This window comes from Pseudomonas qingdaonensis (assembly GCF_018398475.1).
Taxonomy (GTDB): domain Bacteria; phylum Pseudomonadota; class Gammaproteobacteria; order Pseudomonadales; family Pseudomonadaceae; genus Aquipseudomonas; species Aquipseudomonas palmensis.
The window spans coordinates 831,108-855,601 of the sequence record NZ_CP074676.1 but is presented as its reverse complement, the minus strand read 5'-3'; the positions used below and the strand labels follow the sequence as shown (position 1 = coordinate 855,601).

19 protein-coding genes and 1 tRNA gene are annotated in these 24,494 nt (G+C 66.5%); 10 read left to right on the top strand and 10 right to left on the bottom strand.

The genetic code is table 11. The features are described 5' to 3' along the window. Position 1: 1 nt before the first annotated feature. Entirely contained in the window at positions 2–1,357 is a 1,356-nt protein-coding gene (locus tag KH389_RS03870) for an amidase (protein ID WP_058540628.1), read from the bottom strand. Positions 1,358–1,370: 13 nt separating this feature from the next. After that, positions 1,371–2,702 carry an MFS transporter gene (locus KH389_RS03865; RefSeq protein WP_043864317.1) on the bottom strand — a complete coding sequence of 444 codons (1,332 nt, stop codon included), beginning with the start codon at positions 2,700–2,702 and terminating at the stop codon, positions 1,371–1,373. Positions 2,703–2,949: 247 nt separating this feature from the next. Between KH389_RS03865 and KH389_RS03860 the strand changes: the two genes are divergently transcribed. From KH389_RS03860 to KH389_RS03845, 4 genes are all read left to right on the top strand, one after another. Further along, positions 2,950–3,948 (top strand): LacI family DNA-binding transcriptional regulator, encoded by a 999-nt coding sequence (locus KH389_RS03860; RefSeq protein WP_229589130.1) that lies wholly within the window; start codon positions 2,950–2,952, stop codon positions 3,946–3,948. Between the two features lie 110 nt (positions 3,949–4,058). Continuing rightward, complete coding sequence (locus tag KH389_RS03855) at positions 4,059–4,574, top strand: sigma-70 family RNA polymerase sigma factor (protein WP_043864315.1); 516 nt, start codon at positions 4,059–4,061, stop codon at positions 4,572–4,574. Then, the gene (locus KH389_RS03850; RefSeq protein ID WP_213606906.1) at positions 4,561–5,517 is read left to right on the top strand and encodes a FecR domain-containing protein; all 957 of its coding nucleotides are present in this window, start codon (positions 4,561–4,563) and stop codon (positions 5,515–5,517) included. Before KH389_RS03855 ends, KH389_RS03850 begins: the two co-directional genes overlap by 14 nt. Before the next feature lie 91 nt (positions 5,518–5,608). Then, positions 5,609–8,065 carry a TonB-dependent siderophore receptor gene (locus tag KH389_RS03845; protein WP_213606905.1) on the top strand — a complete coding sequence of 819 codons (2,457 nt, stop codon included), beginning with the start codon at positions 5,609–5,611 and terminating at the stop codon, positions 8,063–8,065. A gap of 9 nt (positions 8,066–8,074) precedes the next feature. Here the strand turns inward: KH389_RS03845 and KH389_RS03840 are convergent, their stop codons facing one another. Together KH389_RS03840 and KH389_RS03835 are read right to left on the bottom strand one after the other, a co-directional pair. Continuing rightward, positions 8,075–9,232: an MFS transporter gene (locus tag KH389_RS03840; protein WP_043864312.1), complete on the bottom strand. Its 1,158-nt coding sequence runs from the start codon at positions 9,230–9,232 to the stop codon at positions 8,075–8,077. A 300-nt stretch (positions 9,233–9,532) separates the two neighbouring features. Continuing rightward, positions 9,533–10,753 (bottom strand): MFS transporter, encoded by a 1,221-nt coding sequence (locus KH389_RS03835; protein WP_213606903.1) that lies wholly within the window; start codon positions 10,751–10,753, stop codon positions 9,533–9,535. A 235-nt stretch (positions 10,754–10,988) separates the two neighbouring features. Between KH389_RS03835 and KH389_RS03830 the strand changes: the two genes are divergently transcribed. The 4 genes from KH389_RS03830 (at position 10,989) to KH389_RS03815 (ending at position 15,110) form a co-directional block, all read left to right on the top strand. Continuing rightward, a complete protein-coding gene (locus KH389_RS03830; protein WP_054916253.1) occupies positions 10,989–11,510 on the top strand; it encodes an RNA polymerase sigma factor in 522 nt (173 codons plus the stop codon). Then, positions 11,507–12,433: a FecR family protein gene (locus KH389_RS03825; RefSeq protein ID WP_058540624.1), complete on the top strand. Its 927-nt coding sequence runs from the start codon at positions 11,507–11,509 to the stop codon at positions 12,431–12,433. Before KH389_RS03830 ends, KH389_RS03825 begins: the two co-directional genes overlap by 4 nt. A gap of 96 nt (positions 12,434–12,529) precedes the next feature. Beyond that, the gene (locus tag KH389_RS03820) at positions 12,530–14,941 is read left to right on the top strand and encodes a TonB-dependent siderophore receptor (RefSeq protein ID WP_213606901.1); all 2,412 of its coding nucleotides are present in this window, start codon (positions 12,530–12,532) and stop codon (positions 14,939–14,941) included. 92 nt (positions 14,942–15,033) lie between these two features. Then, positions 15,034–15,110 (top strand) — tRNA-Met (locus tag KH389_RS03815). A gap of 116 nt (positions 15,111–15,226) precedes the next feature. On the opposite strand, the gene KH389_RS03810 is transcribed toward KH389_RS03815, so the two are convergent. The 4 genes from KH389_RS03810 to KH389_RS03795 all read right to left on the bottom strand — a co-directional run bounded on the left by KH389_RS03810 (position 15,227) and on the right by KH389_RS03795 (position 19,943). After that, positions 15,227–17,683, bottom strand: coding sequence for a TonB-dependent siderophore receptor (locus KH389_RS03810; RefSeq protein ID WP_058540622.1), 2,457 nt, complete (start codon positions 17,681–17,683; stop codon positions 15,227–15,229). 76 nt (positions 17,684–17,759) lie between these two features. Then, complete coding sequence (locus tag KH389_RS03805; protein ID WP_244988679.1) at positions 17,760–18,701, bottom strand: FecR family protein; 942 nt, start codon at positions 18,699–18,701, stop codon at positions 17,760–17,762. Then, entirely contained in the window at positions 18,698–19,213 is a 516-nt protein-coding gene (locus KH389_RS03800; protein ID WP_043864306.1) for a sigma-70 family RNA polymerase sigma factor, read from the bottom strand. Before KH389_RS03800 ends, KH389_RS03805 begins: the two co-directional genes overlap by 4 nt. 112 nt (positions 19,214–19,325) lie before the next feature. After that, the gene (locus KH389_RS03795; RefSeq protein ID WP_078481780.1) at positions 19,326–19,943 is read right to left on the bottom strand and encodes a LysE family translocator; all 618 of its coding nucleotides are present in this window, start codon (positions 19,941–19,943) and stop codon (positions 19,326–19,328) included. Positions 19,944–20,058: 115 nt separating this feature from the next. Between KH389_RS03795 and KH389_RS03790 the strand changes: the two genes are divergently transcribed. Continuing rightward, positions 20,059–20,907, top strand: coding sequence for a LysR substrate-binding domain-containing protein (locus tag KH389_RS03790; protein ID WP_043859822.1), 849 nt, complete (start codon positions 20,059–20,061; stop codon positions 20,905–20,907). Here the strand turns inward: KH389_RS03790 and KH389_RS03785 are convergent. Beyond that, on the bottom strand, positions 20,894–22,537 hold the full coding sequence (locus KH389_RS03785) for an ABC1 kinase family protein (RefSeq protein WP_078481778.1): 1,644 nt from the start codon (positions 22,535–22,537) through the stop codon (positions 20,894–20,896). The two genes, KH389_RS03790 and KH389_RS03785, sit on opposite strands and share 14 nt — an antisense overlap. 96 nt (positions 22,538–22,633) lie before the next feature. After that, positions 22,634–23,227: a YcbK family protein gene (locus KH389_RS03780; RefSeq protein ID WP_054916259.1), complete on the bottom strand. Its 594-nt coding sequence runs from the start codon at positions 23,225–23,227 to the stop codon at positions 22,634–22,636. Positions 23,228–23,314: 87 nt separating this feature from the next. Between KH389_RS03780 and KH389_RS03775 the strand changes: the two genes are divergently transcribed. Continuing rightward, positions 23,315–24,439, top strand: a complete 1,125-nt coding sequence (locus KH389_RS03775) for a hypothetical protein (protein WP_213606900.1) — start codon at positions 23,315–23,317, stop codon at positions 24,437–24,439. Positions 24,440–24,494: the final 55 nt, after the last annotated feature.

Here is a 24,494-nt window from a genome sequence, read left to right as displayed (position 1 = left end):
ATCAAGTGCGAACGTAGCGCTGCGCCAGCAACTGCAGCAGCTGATCGTCGGCACCCGCCGCACCGATCACCTGCAGCCCCACCGGCATGCCCCGCACCTGCCCTGCCGGCAGGCTGATGGCCGGCAGGCCGGTGAGGTTCCAGGCACTGGTGTAACTGAGCACTGCAGCACGCACGTCGATACATTGCTCACCCACCTGTACCTCGCGCGCATCCACCGGCGTCGCGGTGATCGGCACGCTGGCCGAGACCAGGAAGTCATAACGCTCGAACAGCCGCGCCATCGCCGCCTTGAGCCGAGCCTGGCCGGCCTGGGCGCGAATGTACTGCCAGCCCCTGACCTCGCGTGACAGCTCAAGGCGTTCGCGCACCTCCTGCTCGAACAGCTGCGGCGCCGTCTGCATGCGCTCGGCATGCACGTCGTAGGCCTCGGCGCGCTGCAGGGTGAGCAAGGTGTCCTTGAGCTGCGCCACCAACGGTTCCAGCTCGCCGGTCTGCTCCAGTGCATCGCCAAACAGCTGCTGCGCAGCCTGGTACACCTGCCCCTGAACGTCGGCGTCCAATGGCCCGAAAGTGCCCGGCTCGATCCAGCCTACACGCAGCGGGCGACGCAGCGTGGCCGGCGCGCAGGTACGCGCGGCGATCACTTCGAACACTACCCGGGCATCGTCCACATGGTTGGCAATCGGGCCCACGTGGTCGAGGCTCGACGACAGCGGGAACACCCCGTCCAGCGGCACGGCAGCGAACGACGGCTTGAAGCCGACCGCGCCGCACAACGCCGCCGGAATGCGGATCGAGCCGCCGGTGTCGGTACCCAGCGCCAGCGGCACCATGCCGCTGGCCACCGCCGCTGCACTGCCGGCGCTCGAACCGCCGGTGATGCAGCGCGCATCCCACGGGTTGCGCGCCGCGCCCTGCAGCGAGCGGTCGCCGGTGGGGCCATAGGCAAACTCGTGGGTCAGGGTCTTGCCCACGATTACCGCGCCGCCCTCGCGCAGGCGCTGCACGCACAGGGCGTCCTGCGTGGGGCGAAAGCCTTCGAAGTGCGCCGAACCATAGGTGGTCACGTGGTCGAAGGTGTCGATGTTGTCTTTGATCGCTACCGGTATGCCGTGCAGCGGGCCCAGGTCCAGGCCCTGGGCAAACAGTTCGTCGGCCTTGCGCGCCTGCGCCAGCGACACCTCGGCATCCACGGCGACAAAGGCATTCAGTGCCGGGTTCAGGCGCTCGATGCTGTCGAGCGCGGCCTGGGTCAGCTCGACACTCGTCAGGCTGCCGGCGCGCAGGCGCCGCGCCAGGTCGCCGACCGACAGGCCAAAAAAGTATCCAGTGTGGGTTGGCTTGGCCAGGTTCATACAGGCAACTCCATCAAACCGTTGCAGGTGTAGGGGAAGGGACAACCTGCCGGCTGCCGGGGCGCACCATCAGCATCGCGCTCATGCCCAGGGCCGTGGCCACGGCGGCGGCCACGAACATCGACGAGTAGCCATAGCGCACGGTCAGGTAGCCGGTGAGCATCGGCGCGATGAACGAGGCGGTGTTGGCGATGAAGTGGGTCATGCCGCTGTAGGCACCGACGCGGTTGGATGGCGCGGTGTCGATCACCACGGCCCAGTAGACCGAGTTGGGCAGCGCGTTGAGGGCGTTGGCCAGGGTCATCAGGGCGATCACGCCCCATACGGTCTGGGCCTGCGACACCAGCATGAAACACAGCGTGGTCAGCAGCAGGCAGGTTGCGGCCAGCCAGCTGCGCGCCACCTTCAGGTTGCCGGTGCGACGCAGCAGCAGGTCGGAGATCTTGCCGCCCAGCAGCACGGTGAAGCAGGCGCCGGTCCACGGGATCATGCCCATGTACCACAGCGACGACAGGTTGTAGTGGAACTCGTCCTGCAGGTACTTGGGGGTCCAGGTCAGCAGCAGGAAGGTGACGTACACGAACGAGAAGTAGCCCACCGCATTGAGCAGCAGGTCCTTGTTCTTGAAGAAGTGCCAGATCGGCGCGACGCTGGTGGTCGGGGTGCTGGCGTTGGCGGCAGCGGCGCGCTCCTGGCGCAGGAACTCGCGCTCGGCCTCGGACACCCGCGGGTTTTCATCCGGGGTGTTGGTGAAGCGGGTCATGAAGAAGATCAGCAGCGCCAGGCTGACCACGCCCAGTACCACGAACATGCTGCGCCAGTCGCCGGTCAGGGTCTGCAGGCCGACCGCCACCGGGGCGGTGAGCAAGGCGCCCAGCGGTGTGCTGAGCAGGCCCACCGAGACCACGAAGCCGCGTTCCTTGGGCGTGGCCCAGTTGGCCACGCTCTTGTTGATCACCGAGTACGCCGGGCCTTCGGCAAAGCCGAACAGCACGCGGATGGTGGCAAAGCCGGCCATGGCCGAACCGCCCATGAAGGCCAGGCCCATGTCGCCGGCAAAGGCGGTGGCGATCTCGAAGATCGACCAGGTGCCGCCGGCGATCAGCCATACGCGCTTGGCGCCGAAACGGTCGGCCAGGATGCCGCCGATCAACGCACCGACGATGTAGCCGTAACCGAAATAGCCCAGCACGTTGCCCCAGTCGGCCTTGTCGAAACCGTACTCGGGGAGAATGCTGGCCGAGGCATACGAAATGGCACCACGATCGATGTAGTTGAGCAGCGCCATCAGCATGATCAGGAAGAAAATCTGGTAGCGAAAGCGCGGAACGGGTGGGTTGTTCATAGGGATCTGACTCTTCAAGTGATGGCAGAAGTCAAAAATGCGGCCGCGTCCGGCGTATTTTTATTGTGTTGCCCAAACGTTTGGGTTGAGCGAATGTATTCACACAAAAACATTTAGTCAATCGTTTGGGTAAAGGTTGTTTGCCGAGACAAGCCGTCGATTGGGTTAGAATCGCGCCCCGAAATCAGCCACGGTTGGAAGCCCCTCGAACATGCCCACTCCATCACGCCCTGCCACCTTGAAGTCCATGGCAACCGCCCTCGGGGTGCACGTTTCCACCGTGTCGCGGGTGCTCAATGGCGACCCTGCCGGGGTCGAGCGCGCGGCATCGGCCGAGGTGGTGGCGCGTATTCGCGCGTTGGCGAAAGAGCTGGATTATCGGCCGAACACGCAGGCATCCAACCTGAAGTTGCGCAAAAGCCAGGAGATCTGCGTGCTCATGCCGCGCCTTACCGACCTGGTGATGGCGACCATCTACGACAGCATCGACGCCGCCGCCGAACAGGCTGGCTACCTGACCTTCGTGTCCAATACCGACGATCAGCAACCCCGCCAGCTGGCGCGGGCCGAGCATGCCCTGCGCCGCTCGGTGGCGGGGTTGATCGTGGGCGACTCGCATGTGGGCGAGCAGCAGCCATTGCTGGAGCTGCTGGGGCGCAAGCACATCCCCTACGTGCTGGTCAGCCGGCAGATTGCCGGGCACCTCACGGCGGGCAGCGATGACGAGTTGGGCGGCTGGCTGGCGGCCGAGCACCTGTACCGCCTGGGCTGCCGCGACGTGGCGATCCTGGCGGGCGAGCGGCACGCCTCCACCGGTGCCGACCGCACCCGCGGCTTTACCCGGTACTACCGCGAACAGGGCATTACCCTGCGCCCGGAGTGGACGCTCAATGGCCCGTTCGACAGCCTCACCGGGCACAAGCAGGGCGAGTACCTGCTGGGGTTGAACCCGCGCCCCCAGGCGTTTTTCGCGGTGAACGACTTTCTGGCCATCGGCCTGATGGGCGCCGCGCGGGACAAGGGCCTGGAGCCGGGCAAGGACATCGCCGTGGTGGGTTTCAACGACACACCATTGGCCAACGAACTGATCGTGCCGCTGACCAGCGTGCGCCTGCCGCTGGCCGAGATGGGTCGGCATGCGGTGGAGTTGCTGCTCAAGCGCATCAAGGGTGAAGCGGTGGAGTCGATCATTCTGGCGCCGCAGTTGCAGGTGCGGGCGAGCTCGGGATTGCGGGTGGCTGGCTGAAGAACGGCTGGCAAAGCGGCCCGCACGCCCACCAATTGCATCGCGCCCTGCTCCCCGCATAGAATGCGAACGATTCACAATCACTTCTTTCGCGCAGGCCCCGACCGACGATGCCCACCAGCGACACGCTCCCTCCGTCCGAGGTCGACCTGCTCTACCGTACCCACCACTCCTGGCTCAACACCTGGCTGCAACGCCGCGTTGGCTGCCACGCCCACGCCGCCGACCTGGCCCAGGACACCTTCGTGCGCCTGCTCAAGGCTCGCCACGCGCACCCGCTCAAGCAGCCGCGTGCCTACCTGAGCAGCATCGCCCGCGGCCTGATGATCGACCAGTTTCGTCGCCGCGCCCTGGAACAGGCCTACCTCGAAAGCCTGGCCCACCTGCCCGCCGCGCACGCGCCCAGCGAAGAACAGCGCTGGATGATCCTCGATACCCTGCAACGCCTCGACCGCCTGCTGATGCAGCTCAAGCCACGGGTGCGCCAGGTGTTTCTGCACGCGCAACTGGACGACATGAGCTGCCCGAAAATCGCCGAACAGCTGGGTGTGTCCCGCGCCACGGTGGAGCGCGACCTGGCCAAGGCCATGGGCGTCTGCTATCGGTTGCGCCATGCCCGGGGCTGAGCCAGCACCGGGCCAGGCCCACGTCGACCAGGCCATCGAATGGCTGGTGCAACTGCGCTACAACACGCCCACCGTACCGGCCGAACAGGCCTTTGGTCGCTGGCTCGACCAGCACCCGCACAACGCCCTGGCCTGGGCCCAGGTCCAGGCCATGAGCGAGGAGTTCAGCAGCCTGCCCCGCGAGCTCAGTCGGCGCACCCTGGAGGGCACGCAGCGACGCAGCATCAGCCGGCGCGACAGCCTCAAACTGCTGGGCCTGCTCGGCGCCGCCGGCACCCTGGGCTGGGTCGGTCGCGAGCCGCTCGGGCTGCCCACCCTGCTGGCCGACAAACACACCGCCACCGGTGAGCGGCGCACCTTCCACAACAACGACGGCAGCGTGATCCAGCTCAACACCGCCAGCGCCATCGACCTGCGCTTCGCGGCCGACCTGCGCGCGCTGAGCTTGATCCAGGGCGAGGTGTCCATCGATACCGGCAACGACCCACGCCCACTGCGCGTGACCACCCGTGACGGTGTACTGCAAACGCAAGGCTCGCAATTGCTGGTACGCGAACGTACCGACGGCACCCTGCTGGCGGTGCGCCAGGGCAGTGTGACGCTGTACCCCGGCAACGGCACCGCGCCGCGCATCGCCCGCCCCGGCGAGCAACTGCTGTACAGCGCCAACGGCCAGGTCGGCCCGGCCGTGACTCACGCCGACCCGTGGGGCTGGCGCGAAGGCGTGCTCAGCGTGCAGCGGATGCCCCTGGGCGAGTTCATCGCCGAGCTGTCGCGCTACCGCCCCGGCGTGCTGCGCTGCGCCGAGGCGGTGGCCGGGTTGAAGGTGTTCGGCACCTATCAGCTGGCCGACACCGACCAGATCCTGGCGCTGGTGGCCGAAGCACTGCCGATTCGCATCGACTACCGCACCCGCTACTGGGTCAGTGTCAGCCCGGCTTGAATCTGTTTGAAAAATAAATGAGGTGGTTTCTCATTCAGCTTCGGCCTGTAGGGATAAAGGCGAAACGTCTGTCTCTTCTCAGGAGCCCCGAATGATCCACCCCAGTGTTGCCCGCCCCGATCCCCTTCAGCGCGCCGTGCGTGGCGCCTTGCTCGGCCTGGCCCTGAGCGCCGCCGCTGCGCCGTTGCTGGGCGCTGCCGCACCTGCGGCCACCCAGCAGGTGCAACGCTGGAACATTCCCGCAGGGCCCCTGGACGCAGCGCTTGAGCAGATGGCCCGCCAGGGTGGGCTGAACCTGTCGTATGACGCCGCCAGCCTGCAGGGCAAGACCACCGCCGGCGTGTCCGGCAGCCACGACAACGCCCAGGCCCTGGCGCTGCTGTTGCAGGGCAGCGGCGTGCAGGTGCAGCAGAAGTCGGCCAACAGCTTCCTGCTGCTGCCGGCGGTGGACATCGGCGACGCCCTGGAGCTGGGTGCCACCAGCATCTCCAGCGACCGCCTGGGCGAAACCACCGAGCACAGCGGCTCGTACACCACCGGTGCGGTGACCATCGGCAAGATGCCCCAGACCCTGCGCCACACGCCGCAATCGGTGTCGGTGCTGACCCGCCAGCGCCTGGACGACCAGAACATCACCAACCTCACCACCCTGATGGAGCAAACCCCGGGTGTGGTGGTCGACTACGTCGACAGCGAGCGCGTCACCTACTACTCGCGCGGCTACCAGATCGACGCCATCCAGTATGACGGCGCCACCGTGGTGCAAGGCAGTGGCGGCGGCTCGTTCATCCAGAGTGACTCGGCGATCATCGACCGCGCCGAGATCCTGCGCGGCGCCACCGGCATGCTGCGCGGCGCGGGCAACCCCTCGGGCACCGTCAACCTGGTGCGCAAGCGCCCTACCCGGGACTTCCAGGCCTCGGCCAGCGTCACCGCCGGCTCCTGGGATGCGCAGCGCTACGTGGCCGACCTGTCGGGCGCGTTGACCGACAACGGCGCGATCCGAGGCCGCATGATCGCCGTGCACGATGACAAGGACTCGTTCCAGGACAGCCGCATGGAGCGCAAGAACGTGTTCTACGGCGTGCTGGCCGCCGACCTGGGCGAACGCACCACACTCACCGGTGGCATCGAATACACCGAGCTGGAGGCCACCGGCTCGTGGGGCGGCCTGCCGGCCAACTTCGATGGCTCGCCGCTGAAGCTCTCGCGCAGCACCTACCTGGGCGCCGACTGGAACCGCTGGAACCGCAGCAACCTGCAGACCTTCGCCGAACTCGAGCATGTGTTCGACAACGACTGGACGCTCAAGGTATCGGGCACCCGCACGCAGTTTCGCCTCGACGACCACGGCTTCAAGCAGACCTACTTCACCCGCGCCAGCACCACCAACCCCTACCTGATGAACTACCAGGTGACCGAGGGCGACGGCGGCGAAAGCGAGCAGACCAACCTCAGCGCCACCCTCAACGGCCCCTTCCAGCTGCTGGGCCGCGAGCACGAACTGATGGTGGGCGTGGAGCGCATCCGCAACGACTCCACTGCCTCGGCCACCAACTTCACGGCCTCCGGGGTGTTCGACATTCGCGAATGGGACCCCAAGACCAGCCTGCCCGAGCCGTCGATCAACATCAGCGCAAAGCCGGTGATGACCCGCACCACCCAGCAGGCGGCGCACGCCACCTGGCGCATCTCGCTGGCCGACCCGCTGACCGCGGTGATCGGCGCGCGCATCAACTGGTACGACTACGAGCAGGAAAACAACCTCAAGACCTCAGGCAAGTACAGCGTCGACCGCGAGATCGTGCCGTATGCGGCGCTGATCTACGACCTGAACAGCAACCTGAGCCTGTACGGCAGCTACACCGAGATCTTCAACCCGCAAAGCGCCACCGATGCGTCCAACGCGGTGCTCGACCCGGTCACTGGCGAAGCCTACGAGCTGGGCATAAAGGGCGAGTTCTACGATGGCAGGCTCAACACCTCGCTGGCGGTGTTCCGCATCTACCAGGTGGGCAACGCCCTGGATGACCTGGGCAGCCCCGACCCGTGCCTGCCCAACTACACCAGCGGCCACTGCAAGGTGGCCGCCGGCAAGAACCGCAGCGAAGGGTTCGAACTGGAAGTGACCGGCGAAGTGCTGCCCGGCTGGCAGGTGTCGGGCGGCTACACCTACACCACCACCGAGTACCTCAAGGACACCCTCAGCAACACCGGCAACGTGCTGCGCCCCACCGACCCCAAGCGCCAGTTGAAGCTGTTCACCAGCTATCGCCTGCCGGGGGCATACGACGCCTGGACCGTGGGTGGCGGGGTCAGTGCGCAAAGCGACATCTACTCGCGCAACGGCAATGCCGTGGCCTCGCAAAGCGGCTATGCGGTGTACAGCGCGCTGCTGGGCTACCGCTTCAACCAGCACTATTCGCTGCAGCTCAACGCCAACAACCTGTTCGACAAGCACTACTACAAGAAGGTGGGCGCCACGGCCACAGGGTACTACTACGGCGACCCGCGCAACGTCTCGCTGACCCTGCGCGCAAGCTTCTGAGGCCGGCCGCTACTGCGCGGTGCGGGCCGCATAGGCCTTGCGCCGCGAGCTGCGGGCAAAGCACACGAACAGCGCGGCCATCGCCGCCAGTGCCATCGGCAGGCCATGGGGCGCGACGTCCATGGCCGCGCCACTGACCAGCGGCCCCACCAGGCTGCCCACACCCCACAACAGGCCGACGCTGGCATTGGCCGTGACCAGGTCCTGGCCCTTGAACTGCTGGCCGATCAGCACCAGCGCCAGGGTATACACCCCGCCCGCCACCGCCCCCAGCAGCACCAGCGCCGGCCACAGCAGCCACTGCACCTGGATAAGCCACGGCAGCGCCAGGCCGATCAGCATCGCCACCACGCCGCACACCAGGTGCACCGTGGTGCGCTCGCAGCGGTCGGCCAGCCAGCCCAGCGGCAACTGGAACAGCATGTCGCCGGTCAGGATCACCGTGACCATCAGCGCCGCCACGCCCACCGCATAGGCGTGGTTGGTGGCGTACACCGGCAGCAGCGAGAGAATCACCGCATCGAAGAACGAGAAGAACAGCACGCCCATGCACAGGGCCGGCGCCACACGAAAGAAGCCGCCCAGCGTAAAGCTCTTCTCGCCGTCGTCACCGTGCTCCACATAGTCGTTGGGCACTGTCCACACGATGCTCGCCAGGGCCAGGGCATAGCAGCCGCTGACCACGATGATCACCCAGGGGCTATGGGTGCCGAACAGCGCAAGCATGGTCGGGCCGAGCATCTGGCAACCGGTGAAGGCGGTGGCGTACAGCGCCATGACCTTGCCGCGGTTGTGCTCTTCGCTCAGTTCGTTGACCCAGGATTCGCCCAGGATGATCGCGATCCCCATGCCCACGCCCATGCCCAGGCGCAGCAGGCCGAGCAGCCAGGTGGAGTCGAACGCCCACTCGATCAGCCCCACGCTCAGGGCGCACAGGCCGAAGCTGAGCAGGTAGATGGTGCGCCGGGTGAGGTGGCGGCAGCAGGCGTCCACCAGGAACGCCGAGAGCATCATGCCGGCAGCGGGCGCGGCCGACAGGATGCCGATGTGCAGGGTGCTGGCCCCGGCATCGAGCAGGCGCAGGGAAACCAGTGGCAGGGTGGCGCCCAGGCTCAACCCTACGATCGAAACGGCGAACAGAAGGCCCGCCAGCAAACGCGTGTTCATCTACAACTCCGAAACCCGCCGACGCGCACATGCGCGCAGGCATCAACATGACTGTGTTCTGAAAGCGACGGTCAGTTCAGGCGCGCGGAGGAGAAAAGGTGAAGGCGAACAGGACGCTGCGCCGACGCTTGAGCACCGTATCGCACGGCCAGTCGCACAGCAGGGCCTGGACTACCGGCGGCTTTGCTGCGCAAGGACGGGAGAAACGTTTCATGGGTCGACTACAGGAAAAGGAAGGCCGGCACTCTAGGTGAAACCCCGGCCAGGCGTCAATCGCATCGACGCCTGGCCGGCGCGCTGTCAGCGCTTGCGCGTGGACGGCAGCAGAATCGCCAGCAGCCCGAACAGCGGCAGGTACGAACACAACGTGTACACGTACTCGATGCCGTGAATGTCTGCCAGGTAGCCCAGCAGCGCCGCGCCGATACCGCCAAAGCCGAACATCAGGCCGAAGAAGATCCCCGCGATCATGCCCACGTTGCCCGGCACCAGCTCCTGCGCGTACACCACGATGGCCGAGAACGCCGAAGCCAGGATGAAGCCGATGATCACGCTGAGCACGCTGGTCCAGAACAGGTCGGCATACGGCAGCGCCAGGGTGAACGGCGCCACGCCCAGAATCGAGAACCAGATCACCGCCTTGCGGCCGATGCGATCGCCGATCGGCCCGCCGAAGAAGGTCCCGGCAGCCACCGCCCCCAGGAACAGGAACAGGTACAGCTGCGAACTGGCCACCGACAGGTCGAACTTCTCGATCAGGTAGAAGGTGAAGTAGCTGGTCAGGCTGGCCATGTAGAAGTACTTGGAGAACACCAGCAGGCCCAGCACCACCAGCGCGCCGATCACCCGGTTGCGGCTCAGGCCGTGGGTGGCGGCCTGGCCGGCCTTGGCCTTGAACAGCGCCAGGTGGCCGCGGTACCAGCGGCTCAGGCCGTAGGTGACGATCACTGCAAACAGCGCGAACAGGCCGAACCACACCACGTTGCCCTGGCCGAACGGGATGATGATGGCGGCAGCCAGCAGCGGCCCGAACGCCGAGCCGGCATTGCCGCCGACCTGGAAGGTCGACTGCGCCAGGCCGAAGCGCCCGCCCGAGGCCAGGCGCGCGATACGCGAGGTTTCCGGGTGGAAGGTCGAGGAGCCGATGCCCACCAGTGCCGCAGCCAGCAGAATCATCGGGAAGCTGCCGACATACGCCAGCATCACGATGCCCACCAGGGTGCACAGGGTGCCCAGGGGCAGCAGGTTGGGCATCGGCTTGCGGTCGGTATAGAAACCGACGGCCGGTTGCAGCAGCGAGGCGGTGATCTGGAAGGTCAGGGTAATCAGCCCCACCTGGGTGAAGCTCAGCCCGTAGTTGGCCTTGAGCAGTGGGTAGATCGACGGCAGCACCGCCTGGATGAGGTCGTTGATCAGGTGCGCCAGCGCACAGGCAGCGATGATGCGCATCACCAGCGGGCTGCTCTGGCTGGGCGCGCCGGTGCTGGCGGGCGTACTTGACGGGGCGGTGCTCAAGGCCATGGGAAAACGTCCATCGGGTGGTCGGGATCCAATTATCCAGAATTCGTTAGCAAGCGCACTATTCTTTTCAGTGAGGTGGGCTACTTGTTAATAATTCTCAGTAACGCTAGCATCGCGAGCACTTGTGGGAGCGGGCTTGACCCGCGATTGCATCGCCGCGGAGCCAGGCACATGCGCGGTGACTGCATCGCGGGTCAAGCCCGCTCCCACACCAATAGCGAGCCCCGACCACTCCATGCCCGACAATCAGGAAGACCGAAGCCTGACGCTGCTCTACCAGCGTCACCGCAACGAGCTGCTGGCCTTTCTCACCCGTCGGGTGCGCTGCCGGGAGACCGCGCGCGACCTCTTGCAGGACGCCTTCGTGCGCCTGATGCACAGCGAGCGCAGCGAGGTCGGCAACCTGCGCGCCTTCCTCTACCGCATCGCCAGCAACCTGAGCATCGACCACGCGCGCCGCAACCAGGTGCGCGGGGTCAGCGACGAGCAGGCCCTCGACCAGTTGCTCACCGACACCAGCCCCGAGCGCAGCGCCGTGGCCGGCAATACCCTCGACCATCTGGAGCGCCTGATCGACGGCCTGCCCTCGCCCACCCGCGAGGTGTTTCTGCTGGCCCGGGTCGAGCAAATGAGCTACAAGGACATCGCCGCACGCCTGGGCCTGGAGCCCCGCGCCGTGGAGCGCCACCTGAACAAAGCCCTGAGCCACTGCGCGGCCGCCGCCCTGCACGCGCGCCAGCCGAACGAAGCCGAATGACGCCCGATCACTCCCCCAGCGCTGAACGCGAACAGCAGGCCTTGCACTGGTTTACCCGGCGCCGTGCCGATGACCTCACGCCCACTGAACGCGACGCCTTCGACGCCTGGGTGCACGACGCACAGAACGCCGCCGCGCTGGCCGCCGTCGAACAGCTCTGGCAGACCCTGGAGCTGCCCGCCCACCGGGTGCGCAAGGCCGACCGGCACCGCGCCAAGAAAAGCCGTTGGCCGCTGTATGCGGCCGCCGCCAGCCTGCTGCTGGGCGCCGGCCTGAGCGGGTTGCTGGTGCCCTCGCTGCACACCCTGGGCAGCGACTACGCCACCGCCGCCGGCGAGCGCCGCGAGGTGCAACTGGCCGACGGTTCGCGCCTGCGCCTGGACAGCGCCAGCGCGGTGGACATCGACCTCGACGGCGACACCCGCACCGTGCGCCTGCGCCAGGGCCGGGTGTTCGCCGACGTGGTGCACGACGGCAGGCCCTTCGTGGTGGAGGTCGACCAGGCCCGGGTGCAGGTGCTGGGCACGCGCTTTTCGGTCAGCCGTGGCGAGCACGATGACGTGGTGCTGCTCAGCGGCAGCGTCGAGGTCAGCACCGCCAGCCAGCGCCAGCGCCTGAGCCCCGGCCAGCGCCTGACCCTGCACGGCGAACGGCTCGATGCGCCGCAGACGGTGGATGCCGAACGCCTGCTGGCCTGGCGCGACGGTCAGCTGCGGGTGCGCGATGTGCCGTTGCAGCAGGTGCTCGAACAGCTGGCCACCTACAAGGGCACCCGCCTGGTGCTGCTCAACGAGGCCGCCGGCCAGCGACGGGTCAGCGGCAGCTTCAACCTGGACCAGGCCGACAGCGCCCTCGATGCCCTGCTCAGCAGCCAGAAACTGCGTGCCGATGCCGTGTTGGGGCACTGGCTGATCGTGCGCTGAAAATATTTTGCCGGCGGCGCGGTAATTCCCGTTTCTGCTGCGTCACACCCCCAACATAAGAAGCATTACCATTTGCACCTTCTTGGGGGAGGAACCATGCAGTACCCACGTGACGTCGCATTCACCCGTCGACCCTTGGCCAGCGCGATCCTGGCCGCCAGCCTGCTGGCGCTGCTGCCAGGCGCCGCCGTGCAGGCCGCCGAGGCCACTCAGGCCCAGACGCAACGCATCGATTTCCATATCTCGACGCAGTCGCTGGTCGATGCCATCGAGCTGTTCAGCGCGCAAAGCGGCTACCAGGTGATCTATGACGCCAACCAGGTAGCGGGCATCGTGTCCCCCGAGGTGCAGGGCCAGTACACCGCCGAACAGGCGCTGCGCACCCTCACCGGCAGCAGCGCACGGCTGAGCCAGCCCAACCCCAACAGCTTCCTGATCGAGCTGCCGGTGGATCTGGGCAGCGGCCTGCAACTGGATGCCGTGAGCATTTCGGGCAAGGCGCCAGGCTCGACCACCGAAGGCACCGGGCTGTACACCACCTACTCCTCCAGCAGTTCGACGCGCCTGAACCTCACGCCCAGGGAAACCCCGCAGGCGCTGACCGTGATGACCCGCCAGCGCCTGGACGACCAGCGCCTGAGCACCCTGACCGACACCCTGGAAGCCACCCCGGGCATCATCGTCACCCGTGACGGCCTGGGCGCCGAGAGCGACAGCTACTATTCGCGCGGCTTCGTGATCCAGAACTACGAAGTGGACGGCGTGCCTACCACCACGCGCATGGACAACTACACCCAAAGCATGGCGATGTACGACCGGGTGGAGATCGTGCGCGGCGCCAGCGGCCTGATCAGCGGCATGGGCAGCCCGTCGGCGACCATCAACCTGATCCGCAAGCGCCCCACCTACGAGGGCCAGGCCAGCATCACCGGCTCGGCCGGCACCTGGGACCGCTACGGCAGCGGCTTCGACGTGTCCGGCCCGCTGACCGAAAGCGGCAACGTGCGCGGCCGCCTGGTGGCCGACTACAAGACCGAAAAGGCCTGGGTCGACCGCTACAAGCAGGACACCCAGCTGCTGTACGGCATCACCGAATTCGACCTGAGCGAAGACACCCTGCTGACCCTGGGCTTGAGCTACCTGCGCACCGACGTCGACTCGCCGCTGCGCAGCGGCCTGCCCACCCGGTTCAGCAACGGTGAGCGCAGCAACCTCAGCCGCTCGATCAACAGCGCACCCACCTGGTCGTACAACGACCACGAACAGACCAGCTACTTCGCCTCGGTGGAGCAGCAACTGGGCAACGGCTGGAGCGGCAAGCTCGAGTACAGCCACTCGGAAAACAAGTTCGATGAGCTGTTCGGCTTCGTCATGGGCGATCTGAACCCGGATGGCAGCGGCATGAGCCAGCTGCCGGTGCGCTTCTCTGGCACCCCGCGCCAGGACAACCTGGACCTGTACGTGACCGGCCCGTTCCGCCTGTTCGAGCGCGAGCACGAACTGATCGGCGGCGTGACCCTGTCGCAGTTCAGCCAGAGCGTGCCCGAGTGGGGCGGCTGGCGCTACGACTACAACGCCACCCCGGGTGCGTCGATCGACAACATCTTCGACTGGGACGGCAAGCAGCCCAAGCCGCCGTTTACCGAAAGCGGCAAGTCGTCACAGGAAGAAAACCAGTACGCCGCCTACCTCACCACCCGCCTGCACCTGAGCGACGACCTGAACCTGATCCTGGGCAGCCGCCTGATCGACTGGGAGCGCAAGACTGAGGACCGCCCCTATGGCGCGGCCAGCAGCAACACCGACCGCAAGGAAACCGGCGTGTTCATCCCCTATGCCGGGGTGGTGTACGACCTGAACGACACCTGGTCGCTGTATGCCAGCTACACCAAGATCTTCAACCCGCAGGGGTCGTGGGTGCAGGACGCGCAATTCAAGCCCATCGACCCGATGCAGGGCATCGGCTACGAGATGGGCATCAAGGGCAGCCACTTCGACGGCAAGCTGAACTCCAGCGTGGCGGTGTTCAAGCTCGAACAGGACAACCTGGCGATCTGGCAGCACGACAACGTGTACGAGGCCAAGCAGGACACCACCTCCAAAGGCATCGAGATGGAGATCAACGGCGAACTGGCCGAGGGTTGGCAGGCGTCGGCGGGGTATGCCTATACCCTGACCACCGACAACCAGGACGAGCGCATCAACACCGTGCTGCCGCGTCACAGCCTCAAGACCTTCACCAGCTATCGCCTGCCGGGGGTGCTGGACAAGGTGACCGTGGGCGGTGGCGTGAACTGGCAGAGCAAGGTGGGCAACGACCTGCACACCTTCACCCAGGGCAGCTATGCCATCGCCAACCTGATGGCGCGCTACGACATCAACGAGCACCTGGAGGCCTCGGTGAACCTGAACAACCTGTTCGACCGCGAGTACTACAGCATGGCCGGCCTGTACGGCACCTACGGCGCACCACGCAACGTGATGACCAACTTCACCTACAGGTTCTGAGGGGTTTTTGGCTAAGCGGTTGATCGGGCGTTAAATTTTTTGAAATTGGGTGTTGACACAACATCGTTTCGAGCGAATAATGCGCGCCACTTGGCTACATAGCTCAGTTGGTTAGAGCATAGCATTCATAATGCTGGGGTCCGGGGTTCAAGTCCCTGTGTAGCCACCAAGTACTAAAAAGGGCTTACCGAAAGGTAGGCCCTTTTTTCATGTCTGAAGAAAAGTGCCGGCCGCTTCGCCGGCAAGGCCGGCCCCTGCACGCCCGCAGGAGCCGGCCTGATCCTTTCAGAGCGACCAGCGCAACGTCAGCATCGCATTGCGGGGGTCACCGTAGAAGTTGCCGCCATACACCGTGTTGGTGGCAATGCTCTGGTAGTACCTGGTGTCGAACACGTTGTTCACGTTCAGGCGCACGTCCAGGTGCTCGGAGGCCTTGTAGCTGAGCATCAGGTCGACCAAGGTGTAGGCATCCTGCTCGATGCGGTAGGTGCTGTCGGTGGCGTACCAGTTGTCACCCTTGTTGTAGATCGCATTCTGCCGGTACACCCCGCCGCCGACCTTCCAGCGCTCGAGCTCGCCCGGCAGCTGGTAGGTGGTGAACGCCTTGAATACGTGCCGCGGGATGTCGGTGTCGAACAGCCGTCCCTCGTTGGCCGGGTCGCCGTCCTTCACGTACTTGACCTGGGCGAAGGTGTAGCCCGCGCCCAGTTCCCAGCCCGGCAGCACGGTGCCGTTCACTTCCAGCTCGATACCCTCGCTGCGCAGCTTGCCCGCCGCCTCGGAGCAGCTGGGCACCAGGTCGGAGCACTGGTAGCGCTCCAGGGTCTTGGCGCGATTCTCCTGGTCGATGCGAAACACCGCGGCACTGGCATTCAATGCGCCGTCGAAGTACTCGCCCTTGATCCCCACCTCGTAGTTCTTGCCCTCGATCGGCTTGAGTTCGCTGCCGCTGGCGTCCTGCTCGGACTGCGGCTTGAAGATGTCGGTGTAGCTCACGTACACCGAATGCTGCGCATCCAGGTCGTAGATCACCCCGGCGTAGCGGGTCAGGTTGCGCGTGACGCTCACGTTGACAGGCTTGCCCAGGCGCGTGCCGTTGCGGGTCTGGGATTCGCTGTCGTACCAGTCCAGGCGCCCGCCCACGATCAGCTTCAGGTCGTCGGCCAGGTTGAAGCGCGACGTGACGTAGGTGCCGGTCTGCGAGGTTTCGCGGTCCTGGTGCCAGTAGTTCAGGTCCAGGCGACGCTTGGGCAGGCTGCCGGGGTCCCAGGCATGGATGTTCATGCCGATCAGGTCGTCGCTGTAGTTGCCCTTGCCCTCGAAGGTCAGCTCGCGGCGGCTGGCCCCGACTACCAGTTCGTGTGTACGCCCCAGCAACTGGTACGGCCCGGTGGCATAGGCGTCATAGCTGCTCTGCTCGTCGTCGTAGTGATACTGCCCCAGGTACTGGCCGAACACCTCGCCCTCATCGCCCATGCGCTCGGTCATGCTGCCGAGCATCTTGAGCTTCGACCAGGTGCGGCTGGCCGCCAGCAGCAGCTTCCAGTCGTTGTCCAGGCGATAGTCCAGGCGGCTGAACAGGGTGGTGTTGTCCTGGTCCCAGTATTCCCAGTCGTTGCCCAGGTAGGTGGAGCGCGAAAGGTGCAGGTCGCTGCCGTCGATGCCAGTGGGCAGGCCGCCCCAGGTGGAGGTGTTGTTGACGCTCTGGTTCGACAGCCCCAGGGTGAAGGTGCTGTTGTCGCTCAGGTCGGCCTCGCCGATGGCATAGAACACCGAGCGCTCGGTATCGGCCACGTCCTGGAAGCTGTTGCGGGTCTGGTAGGCGGTGACCATCCGGCCGCGCAGGGTGCCGCTGTCGTTGAGCGCGCCGGAGCCGTCGACCTCGGTGCGGTAGTTGTCCCAGCTGCCGGCACTGCCGGTGATGCTCAGGCGCGGGTCGGCCGTGGGGCGCTTGCGCACCATGTTGATCGCCGCCGATGGCGTGCCCGAGCCCTGCATCAGGCCGGTGGCGCCGCGCACCACCTCGACGTGGTCGTAGATCGCCATGTCGGGCGTGGAGTTCATGTCCCGCGAGAGGTAATGCGACAGGTCGTTGGAGAGCCCGTCGTTCATCAGGTTCTCGACGGTGAAGCCGCGAGCATAGAAGGTCGGGCGCTGCGGGCCGTCCTTGGTCATGGACATGCCGGGGGTGTTCTTGAGCACATCTTCCAGGCTCTGCATGTCCTGGTCGTCCATGCGCTGGCGGGTGATCACACTCACCGACTGCGGGGTTTCGCGGATGCTCAGGGGCAGCTTGGTGGCCGTCTGCATCGGCCCGGTGGTGTAGGAGCCGGTACCCTCGGTGGTGCTCCCCAGCACCTGCCCGTTGATACTGGTGGCGCCCAGCTCCACCGCGCCGTTGGCCGCCGGCAGCGCCACCAGCACGTAGCCGTCGCTGCTGGCCTGGGCCTGCAGGCCGTGGCCGTACAGCAGCGCGGCGAAGCCGTCCTGCAGGGCATAGTTGCCCTGCAGCCCGGCGCTGGACAGGTTGGCGACCTGGCCGGCATTGAACGAAATGGCCACCCCCGACTCGCGGGCATAACGGCTCAGCACGTCGCCCAGCGCCCCGGCCGGGATGGCATAGCGCTGCACCTGCTGTTGCGCATGCGCCGGCTGCAGGGCCAGCAGCGGCAGCGTGCCGAGGGCTAGATGAACCGCCAGCGCCAGGGCGCGGCTGGGCTTGAGGGGCTTGTGTGAAGGCATGTTCCCGACTCTCCGATGTATTGGCTAATACAAGGACGCACAGGTAACGGGAACTGGAAGCGTTTGATAAGGATTTCTATTCAGGAGTGACTCGCGTGACCCACGGGGTGTAGTGCTGCACCCGGATCGGGAAGCTGCGCGCCAGCAGGCGCAACGCCCGCTCGCTGTCGTCGGCGGGCAACACGGCGGTCACGTTCAGGTGCGCCAGCGCCTTGGCATCGAACAGCAGGTAGCCGCCGTGATTGCGTGCCAGGCGCTCCAGCACCTCGCCCAGCGGCTGCTCCTTGACCATCATCTGGTGGCTGGCCCAGGCCTGCTCCAGCCCGGCGGCGTCGACCGCCTGGAGTGGCTGGATGCCAGTGGCGTCGAAGCGCACCTGCTGGCCGGCGCTGACCGTGCGGCTGCTGCCGGCGCTCTTGACCTCGGTGCTCGACTCGAGCATGGCCAGGCGTGTGCTGTGCTCGCTGCGCTCGACCATGAAGCGGGTGCCCAGGGCACGGATGCTGCCGTGTTCGGTGACCACGCGGAACGGGCGACTGGCGTCCTTGGCCACATCCAGCAGGATCTCGCCGCTGAGCAGGCGCAGGGTGCGCGATTGGGCGTCGAACTGCAGGTCGACCGCCGACCGGCCATCCAGGCTGATGCGGCTGCCGTCCGGCAATTGCTGTGTAGCCCACTGGCCGCTGCCGGTACGGATATCGGCCATCAGATAAGCCGGCGGATAGTGCTGCAGCACCAGGCCGGCCGGCAGCAGCAGGCCCAGGCTGATTGCCAGCGCCTTGAGCGCGCGCTTGCCACGGGGTTGCGGCGCAATGCGCTTGAGCGCCGCGCGGGCCGGTGCACGGGGCAGTTCACGCAGGGGCGCGAGGCTGCCCTGCAACTGGCGCACGGCCTCCAGGTGCTGCGGGTCGCTGGCCAGCCATGCCTCGAAGGCCTGCTGGTCGCCGGCACTGGCGCTGTCGTCCAGGCGCACCAGCCATTCGGCAGCCTTGCGCAGGGTGGCCGCAGGCAGGTTCACAGGGCAGGATCTGTGGCAGCGTGGCAGTGCAGCAGGGCCTGCACCAGGTGGTTCTGCACCGTCTTGGTCGAGACGTTCAGGCGTGCGGCGATCTCGGCATGGCTGAGCCCTTCGAGGTGACGCAGGATGAACACTTCGCGGGCACGCACGCTCATCAGGTCGAGGGCGCGGGCGATGTGCTCCAGGGCCTGGAGGGCGGCAAGCATCTGCTCGGGAGAAGGTGCCTGGTCGAGGTACTCGACGTGCCGGGCGAGCGCTTCGCGGTAGGCCTGTTCGAGCTTCTGCCGGCGCCCGCGGTCGATCAGCAGACGCCGCGCCACGGTGGCCAGGAACGCCCGCGGCTCGCGCGGGGCCACATAGCTGCCGGCGCTGAGCAGGCGCATGAAAGTGTCCTGGGCCGTGTCGGCAGCGTTGTGCGGGCAGTCCAGGCGTTGGCGCAGCCACACCAGCAGCCAGCCGTGGTAGCCCTTGTACAACGAAGCGAGACTGTCGGCGGGTGGGGTGGCTTTCATGTCGGCGGCACTAAATGAGAATGGTTATATCTTATGGCGCCGCTGGTGGGAGATGCAATGGCGGGATCGGTGGTGCGCCTTTCGCTGGCTAGCCAGCGCAGCGGCCAGGCGCTCAGCGCACATTCACGAACACCACCGCCACCCCCAGGCCGATCAACGCCACCCCGATCACCCGGTCCACCATGCGCTGGCGGCGCAGCATCGCCTGGCGCAACGCCTCCCGCGAAAAGAACAGCGCCACCAGGCTGAACCACACCCAATGCGCCAGCGACATGAACGCCCCATAGGCAAAGTTGAGCCCCAGCGAGGCCCCCGGCTGCACCACCTGGCTGTAGGCGCTGACCACGAACAGCATGGTCTTGGGGTTCAGCGCATTGGTCAGAAAGCCCGATGCGAACGCCCCCCATGCACCGCGCCCCGTCACCCCCGCCGCGCCCTCCAGGGCCACCGGCGCACGAGTGCGCAGCGACCGATACCCCAGGTAGATCAGGTACCCTGCTCCCACCACCTTCATGGCCATGAACAGCCCCGGCGACTGGCTGATCAGCACTGCCACCCCCAGCACCGTGTACACCACATGCACCTGCACGCCGCAGGCAATCCCCAGGGCGGCGAGCAATCCGCTGCGCCTGCCAAACGCATAGCTGCTGCGTGTCACCATGGCAAAGTCCGCCCCCGGGCTGATCACCGCCAACACGGTAATCAAGGCCACCGCCAGCAATTCACCCACCGTCGATACTCCATGAAATGACGCAGATGATTCTGCGCAGCGCCATTATCGAAAGCTTCAGCACGGCAAAAAAGCGATTTATAGTGGCGCAAATCCGCTAGTTTTCCTCACACATATGAAACTGCCCGCCCTCGCCGCCTTTCGCTATTTCGACGTCGCCGCCCAGACCGAAAGCTTCGTGCGCGCCGCCCAACAGCTCAACGTCACCCACGGTGCGGTGAGCCGTCAGGTGCGTCTGCTGGAAGAATCCCTGGGGGTGCAGTTGTTCGAGCGGCGCAACCGCGCCATTTTCCTCACGCCGGCCGGGCGCGCCCTGCACGACACCACCCTGTCGGTGTTCGAGCAGCTGCACGCCAGCGTGCAACGCCTGCAGCAGGCCCGCGACAACGTGCTGGTGCTGTCATGCGAGCCGACCATCGCGATGAAGTGGCTGATCCCGCGGCTGCCGGCGTTCCATGCCGCGCACCCGGACATCCAGCTGCACCTGGTGGCCGCCGGCGGGCCGGTGGACTTTGCCCGCAGCGGCATCGACCTGGCGCTGCGCCGCGACGACTTCCACTGGGATGCCAGCCTGCACAGCCTCAAGCTCTGCAACGAGGCAGTAGGGCCGGTGTGTCGCGCCGACCTGGCACTGCCCGACAAGGGCTTTGCCGGTACCCGCCTGCTGCACAGCGCCACCCGTCCCGACGCCTGGAAGCACTGGCTGCGCCTGAGCGGCCAGTCGGCCAGGGGCAGCAGCCGCGCCGGCTACGAACACTTCTACCTGTGCATCCAGGCCGCCCTGGCCGGGCTGGGCGTGGCGCTGGCCTCGCGCATGATGGTGCAGGACGAGCTCGACAGCGGGCAGTTGGTGGCACCCTACGGGTTCACCGAGGACGGTTCGGCCTACTACCTGCTGAGCCCCGAGCCCTTCGCTGCCGGCACGGCGCAGCGGCGCTTTGCCGACTGGCTCACGGGCTCTTGAACAGGCTGCGCAAAAACGCCAGCAAGCCGCCCAGGGTGGCGATCGCCGCCAGCCAGCTGACGGCGGGCAAGCCCAGCCACACCGGCCCGGCAGCGGCGATCTGCGGGCCGAAGGCAATCACCAGCGCACTGATCAGCAACGCCAGCGACAGCCGCGTCGAGGCCAGGCGCAACGAACGCTCCAGGCGCTCCAGCCCCGGCACATCGACGCGCATCTCCAGCACACCATGCTTGAAGCGGTTCACCAGCAGCCGCGTCAGCTGCGGCAATTCACCGAGCAGGCCGCGTCCCAGTTCCAGGCCATCGAGCCCCAGGCGCCTGGCAATCTTCCAGCTCAGCTGCGCCTTGAGCTGAGCCCTGATCGCCGGTCTGGCGGTGGCCACCAGGTCCAGTTGCGGGTCCAGCCGGGTCAGTACGCCGTCGGCGGTCACCAGGGCCTTGAACAGCACCAGCAGGTCGGGCGGCAGCAGCAGGCGGTATTCGCGCATCAGCCCCAGAAAATCCTCGATCAGCGCGCCCATCTTCAGCGCCTTGCCGCCGTGACGCGCCATGTACTCGCCGGCAGCCTGCTCGATGGCGGGCATGTTGCGCACGCCGTCGTCGTTCCAGTCCACCAGTACCGTCACCAGTGCATCGCTGTTGCCCTCGGTCAGGGCGCGCATGAACGTCATCACCTCCAGCCGACGGCGCTCGCCAAGGCGCCCGACCATGCCGAAGTCGATGAAGCCCACGCGGTTGTCGTCCATGGCCTTGAGGTTGCCCGGGTGCGGGTCGCCATGGAACAGCCCGTCCTCCAGCAGCATCTTGATGAACGCGGCGGCGCCGCGGCTGGCCAGCAGGCTCGGGTCCAGGCCCTGCTCGATCAGCGCCTCGCGCTCCAGCGGGGTATGGCTGGGCAGGTACTGCTGCACCAGCAGCCGCTCGCTGCTGTGGGCCCAGTAGATGCGCGGAATGACGATGTGCGGCTGGCTGGCGAAATTGGCCGCCACCGCGTCGCAGTGGCTGCCTTCCTGGGTGAAGTCCAGCTCTTCGAGCATGGCCCGGGCCAGTTGCCGCACCATCTTGCGCGGCTGGTAGTCGGCCAGGGCGGTGTTTTGCTCGACCAGTTGCGCAACGCTTTCGAGCAGCTGCAGGTCGGCGGTCATCTTGCGCCGCAGCCCCGGACGCTGAACCTTGACCACCACCTCCTCGCCCCCGAGCAGGCGTGCCCGATACACCTGGGCCATGGACGCCGCCGCCAGCGGGGTGGTGTCGAACTCGGCGAATACCTGGTCCAGTTCGGCGCCCAGGTCTTCGAGCACCTGGGCCTGCAGCTGCGCCCAGGGCAAGGTAGCGGCGCTGCTGTGCAGGGCCTGCAACTCGTCGATCCATGCCGCCGGCAAAATGTCGCTGCGGCTGGAGAGGATCTGCCCGAGCTTGACGAAGGTCGGGCCCAGCGCCTCCAGCGCCCGCCGCACGCGTTGCGGGGTGCCTTCGTCGGCGGGCAGGCCGGCCACCGTTTCGGCCTCCCCCAGCAGCCTGCCCAGCCCCAGGCGGAACAGCACGTCCTGGGCGCCGAAGTTGGCCAGCACCACGACAATCTCGCGCACACGCTGATGATGCTTGAGCGCAGTCCAGGTCGATTCGAGCATGGGGCGATTCCTCGGGGCGGGTTGATGTGCAGGGGGTGAACTACTTCCGTACCTTGCGGGGCCCAGGAGTTCCTCGCCCCGCCATCGCCGAGCTGTTCAGGAGCTGGGCGCCAGGCGCGGGCAAAACGACGAGTCGGCACTCAGGTCGCCGCCCCAGGTGCGGTAGCCGGCGGTGTCGATATGGATGCGCCCCGACGGGTAGCGGCCAAGCCCCATGTTCCAGGCCTGGCCCTGGGTCTGCCAGAACTCGCACAATGGTCGCGGATCGGCCCACGCCGGCAGCAGCAGGTCGACCGCGAAGGCGCGGGTATGCGCACTGTCGCGGGCACCACCGGCGCAGCGGTTGAGGGTGGGGTTGCGATAGGCCGAGACCACTTCGTAGGTTTTCAGGCGCTGCTGCTCGCCCAGGGTCTTGAGCAAGTGCAGGGTCGAGCGTACCGCCGGCCACTGGTCGGGCGGCGCCACGGCGAACGGCTCGGCGTTGCACAGACGCCAGTCGCTGGCCGAGCGCAGCAGCTGGTACAACGGCACTACCCCATACAGCCGCGCCTGCACCAGCATTTCGCGAAACGCGCGCGTATCGTGGCTGCCCGTCCACTGCGCGAACGACCACAGGTCGCGCTCGTCGGCGTGGGCCGGCAACACGCTCAACAGCCCGGCGAACAGTGCAATGCCCGGATACCCCTTCATGGTCCTGCCCCCTTCCCCTCGTCCTGAGAACTACCCCAGTATGGCAAGCCTTCCGCACATCGGGAGTTCATCGACAAGGAGTTGAACATGCGTACACCTTTTGCCCTGGGCCTGATCGCCCTTGCCGCCAGCAGCGCCGTGCTGGCCGACGCCCGCGTACCGCTGGGCGATGCGCAGCGCGTGACCCGCCTATTCGCCTACCCCAACAACTGCGGGGTGATCTGCTTTCGCGACTGGTCGCTGGAGCGCACCGTGGAGCACTACCTGACCCAGAGCGTGCAGCGCGATGGCTACCCGACCGCCACGGTGACGGTGCGTCGCGAGCACGACCAGCTGCATGCCGACATCAGCGGCGTACCGACCACCTACGCTGCCCCGCTCAAGGCCCTGCTCGACAGCGGCGAACTGGCCTATGCAGGTGCCGACCGGCTCAATCGCGAGGGCAAGTGGGCGTACAACTGGGCGTTGTTCCTGCCGTTGGGCATGGCCCTGGAGAACCGGCGCAGCATCGAGCTGCTGCACTTTCCGCCGGACTACTCGCTGACACAGGCCCAGGACTACCTGCGCTCCAACACCACCGACCGCTGGGCACAGCTGCTGACCTTCAACGGCGTGCCGGCGCAACACACCCCGGCCTACCAGACCATCGTGGACATCGCACCGATTGCCGCGCCAGCCAGTGCCGGCAAGGACCTTGAAGGGGTGTACGGGTATTTCACCGACTACCAGGTGCGCATGGTCAGGGACATGACTGCGGCCGCTGACGGCGCCAGCCTGCCGATGGTGGCGTTCGGTGCGCCGGTGCGCAGCTGGGTGCAGCAGCAGTACGGGCCAGAGGTGAAGGTACTGGGGCTGGTGAGCATCAGCCCGGTGCCTGGGCGCAACGTGCCGGTGCTGGGCGCAAATCACCCGAGCGCGATCTGGTACGCCGCCGACCCGAAGAACAACGACAACGACCCGGACAAGGCCGATGCGGCGGGTTTGCGGATGATGGGGCAGGACTTGAGCGCGGCGTGCTGGCAGGCGGGAATGGGGCGCAACCCGAAGGCGGATGCAAGTGCCACGCTGGGGGCATGCACGCAAAAATGGCAGGTGAAGGAGAAGAAGCAGACCTGCGGGCTGTTTTTCCGCACGGTACGCCAGATGACGCCGGAGCAGGCCCATGCCAAGTGCAATACGGGGGTGATGACGCGGGCGTTACGCAGCCTGTAGGAGCCGGCGTTGCCGGCGAAGGCCGCACCACGGACAGGTAGCGCGGCCTTCGCCA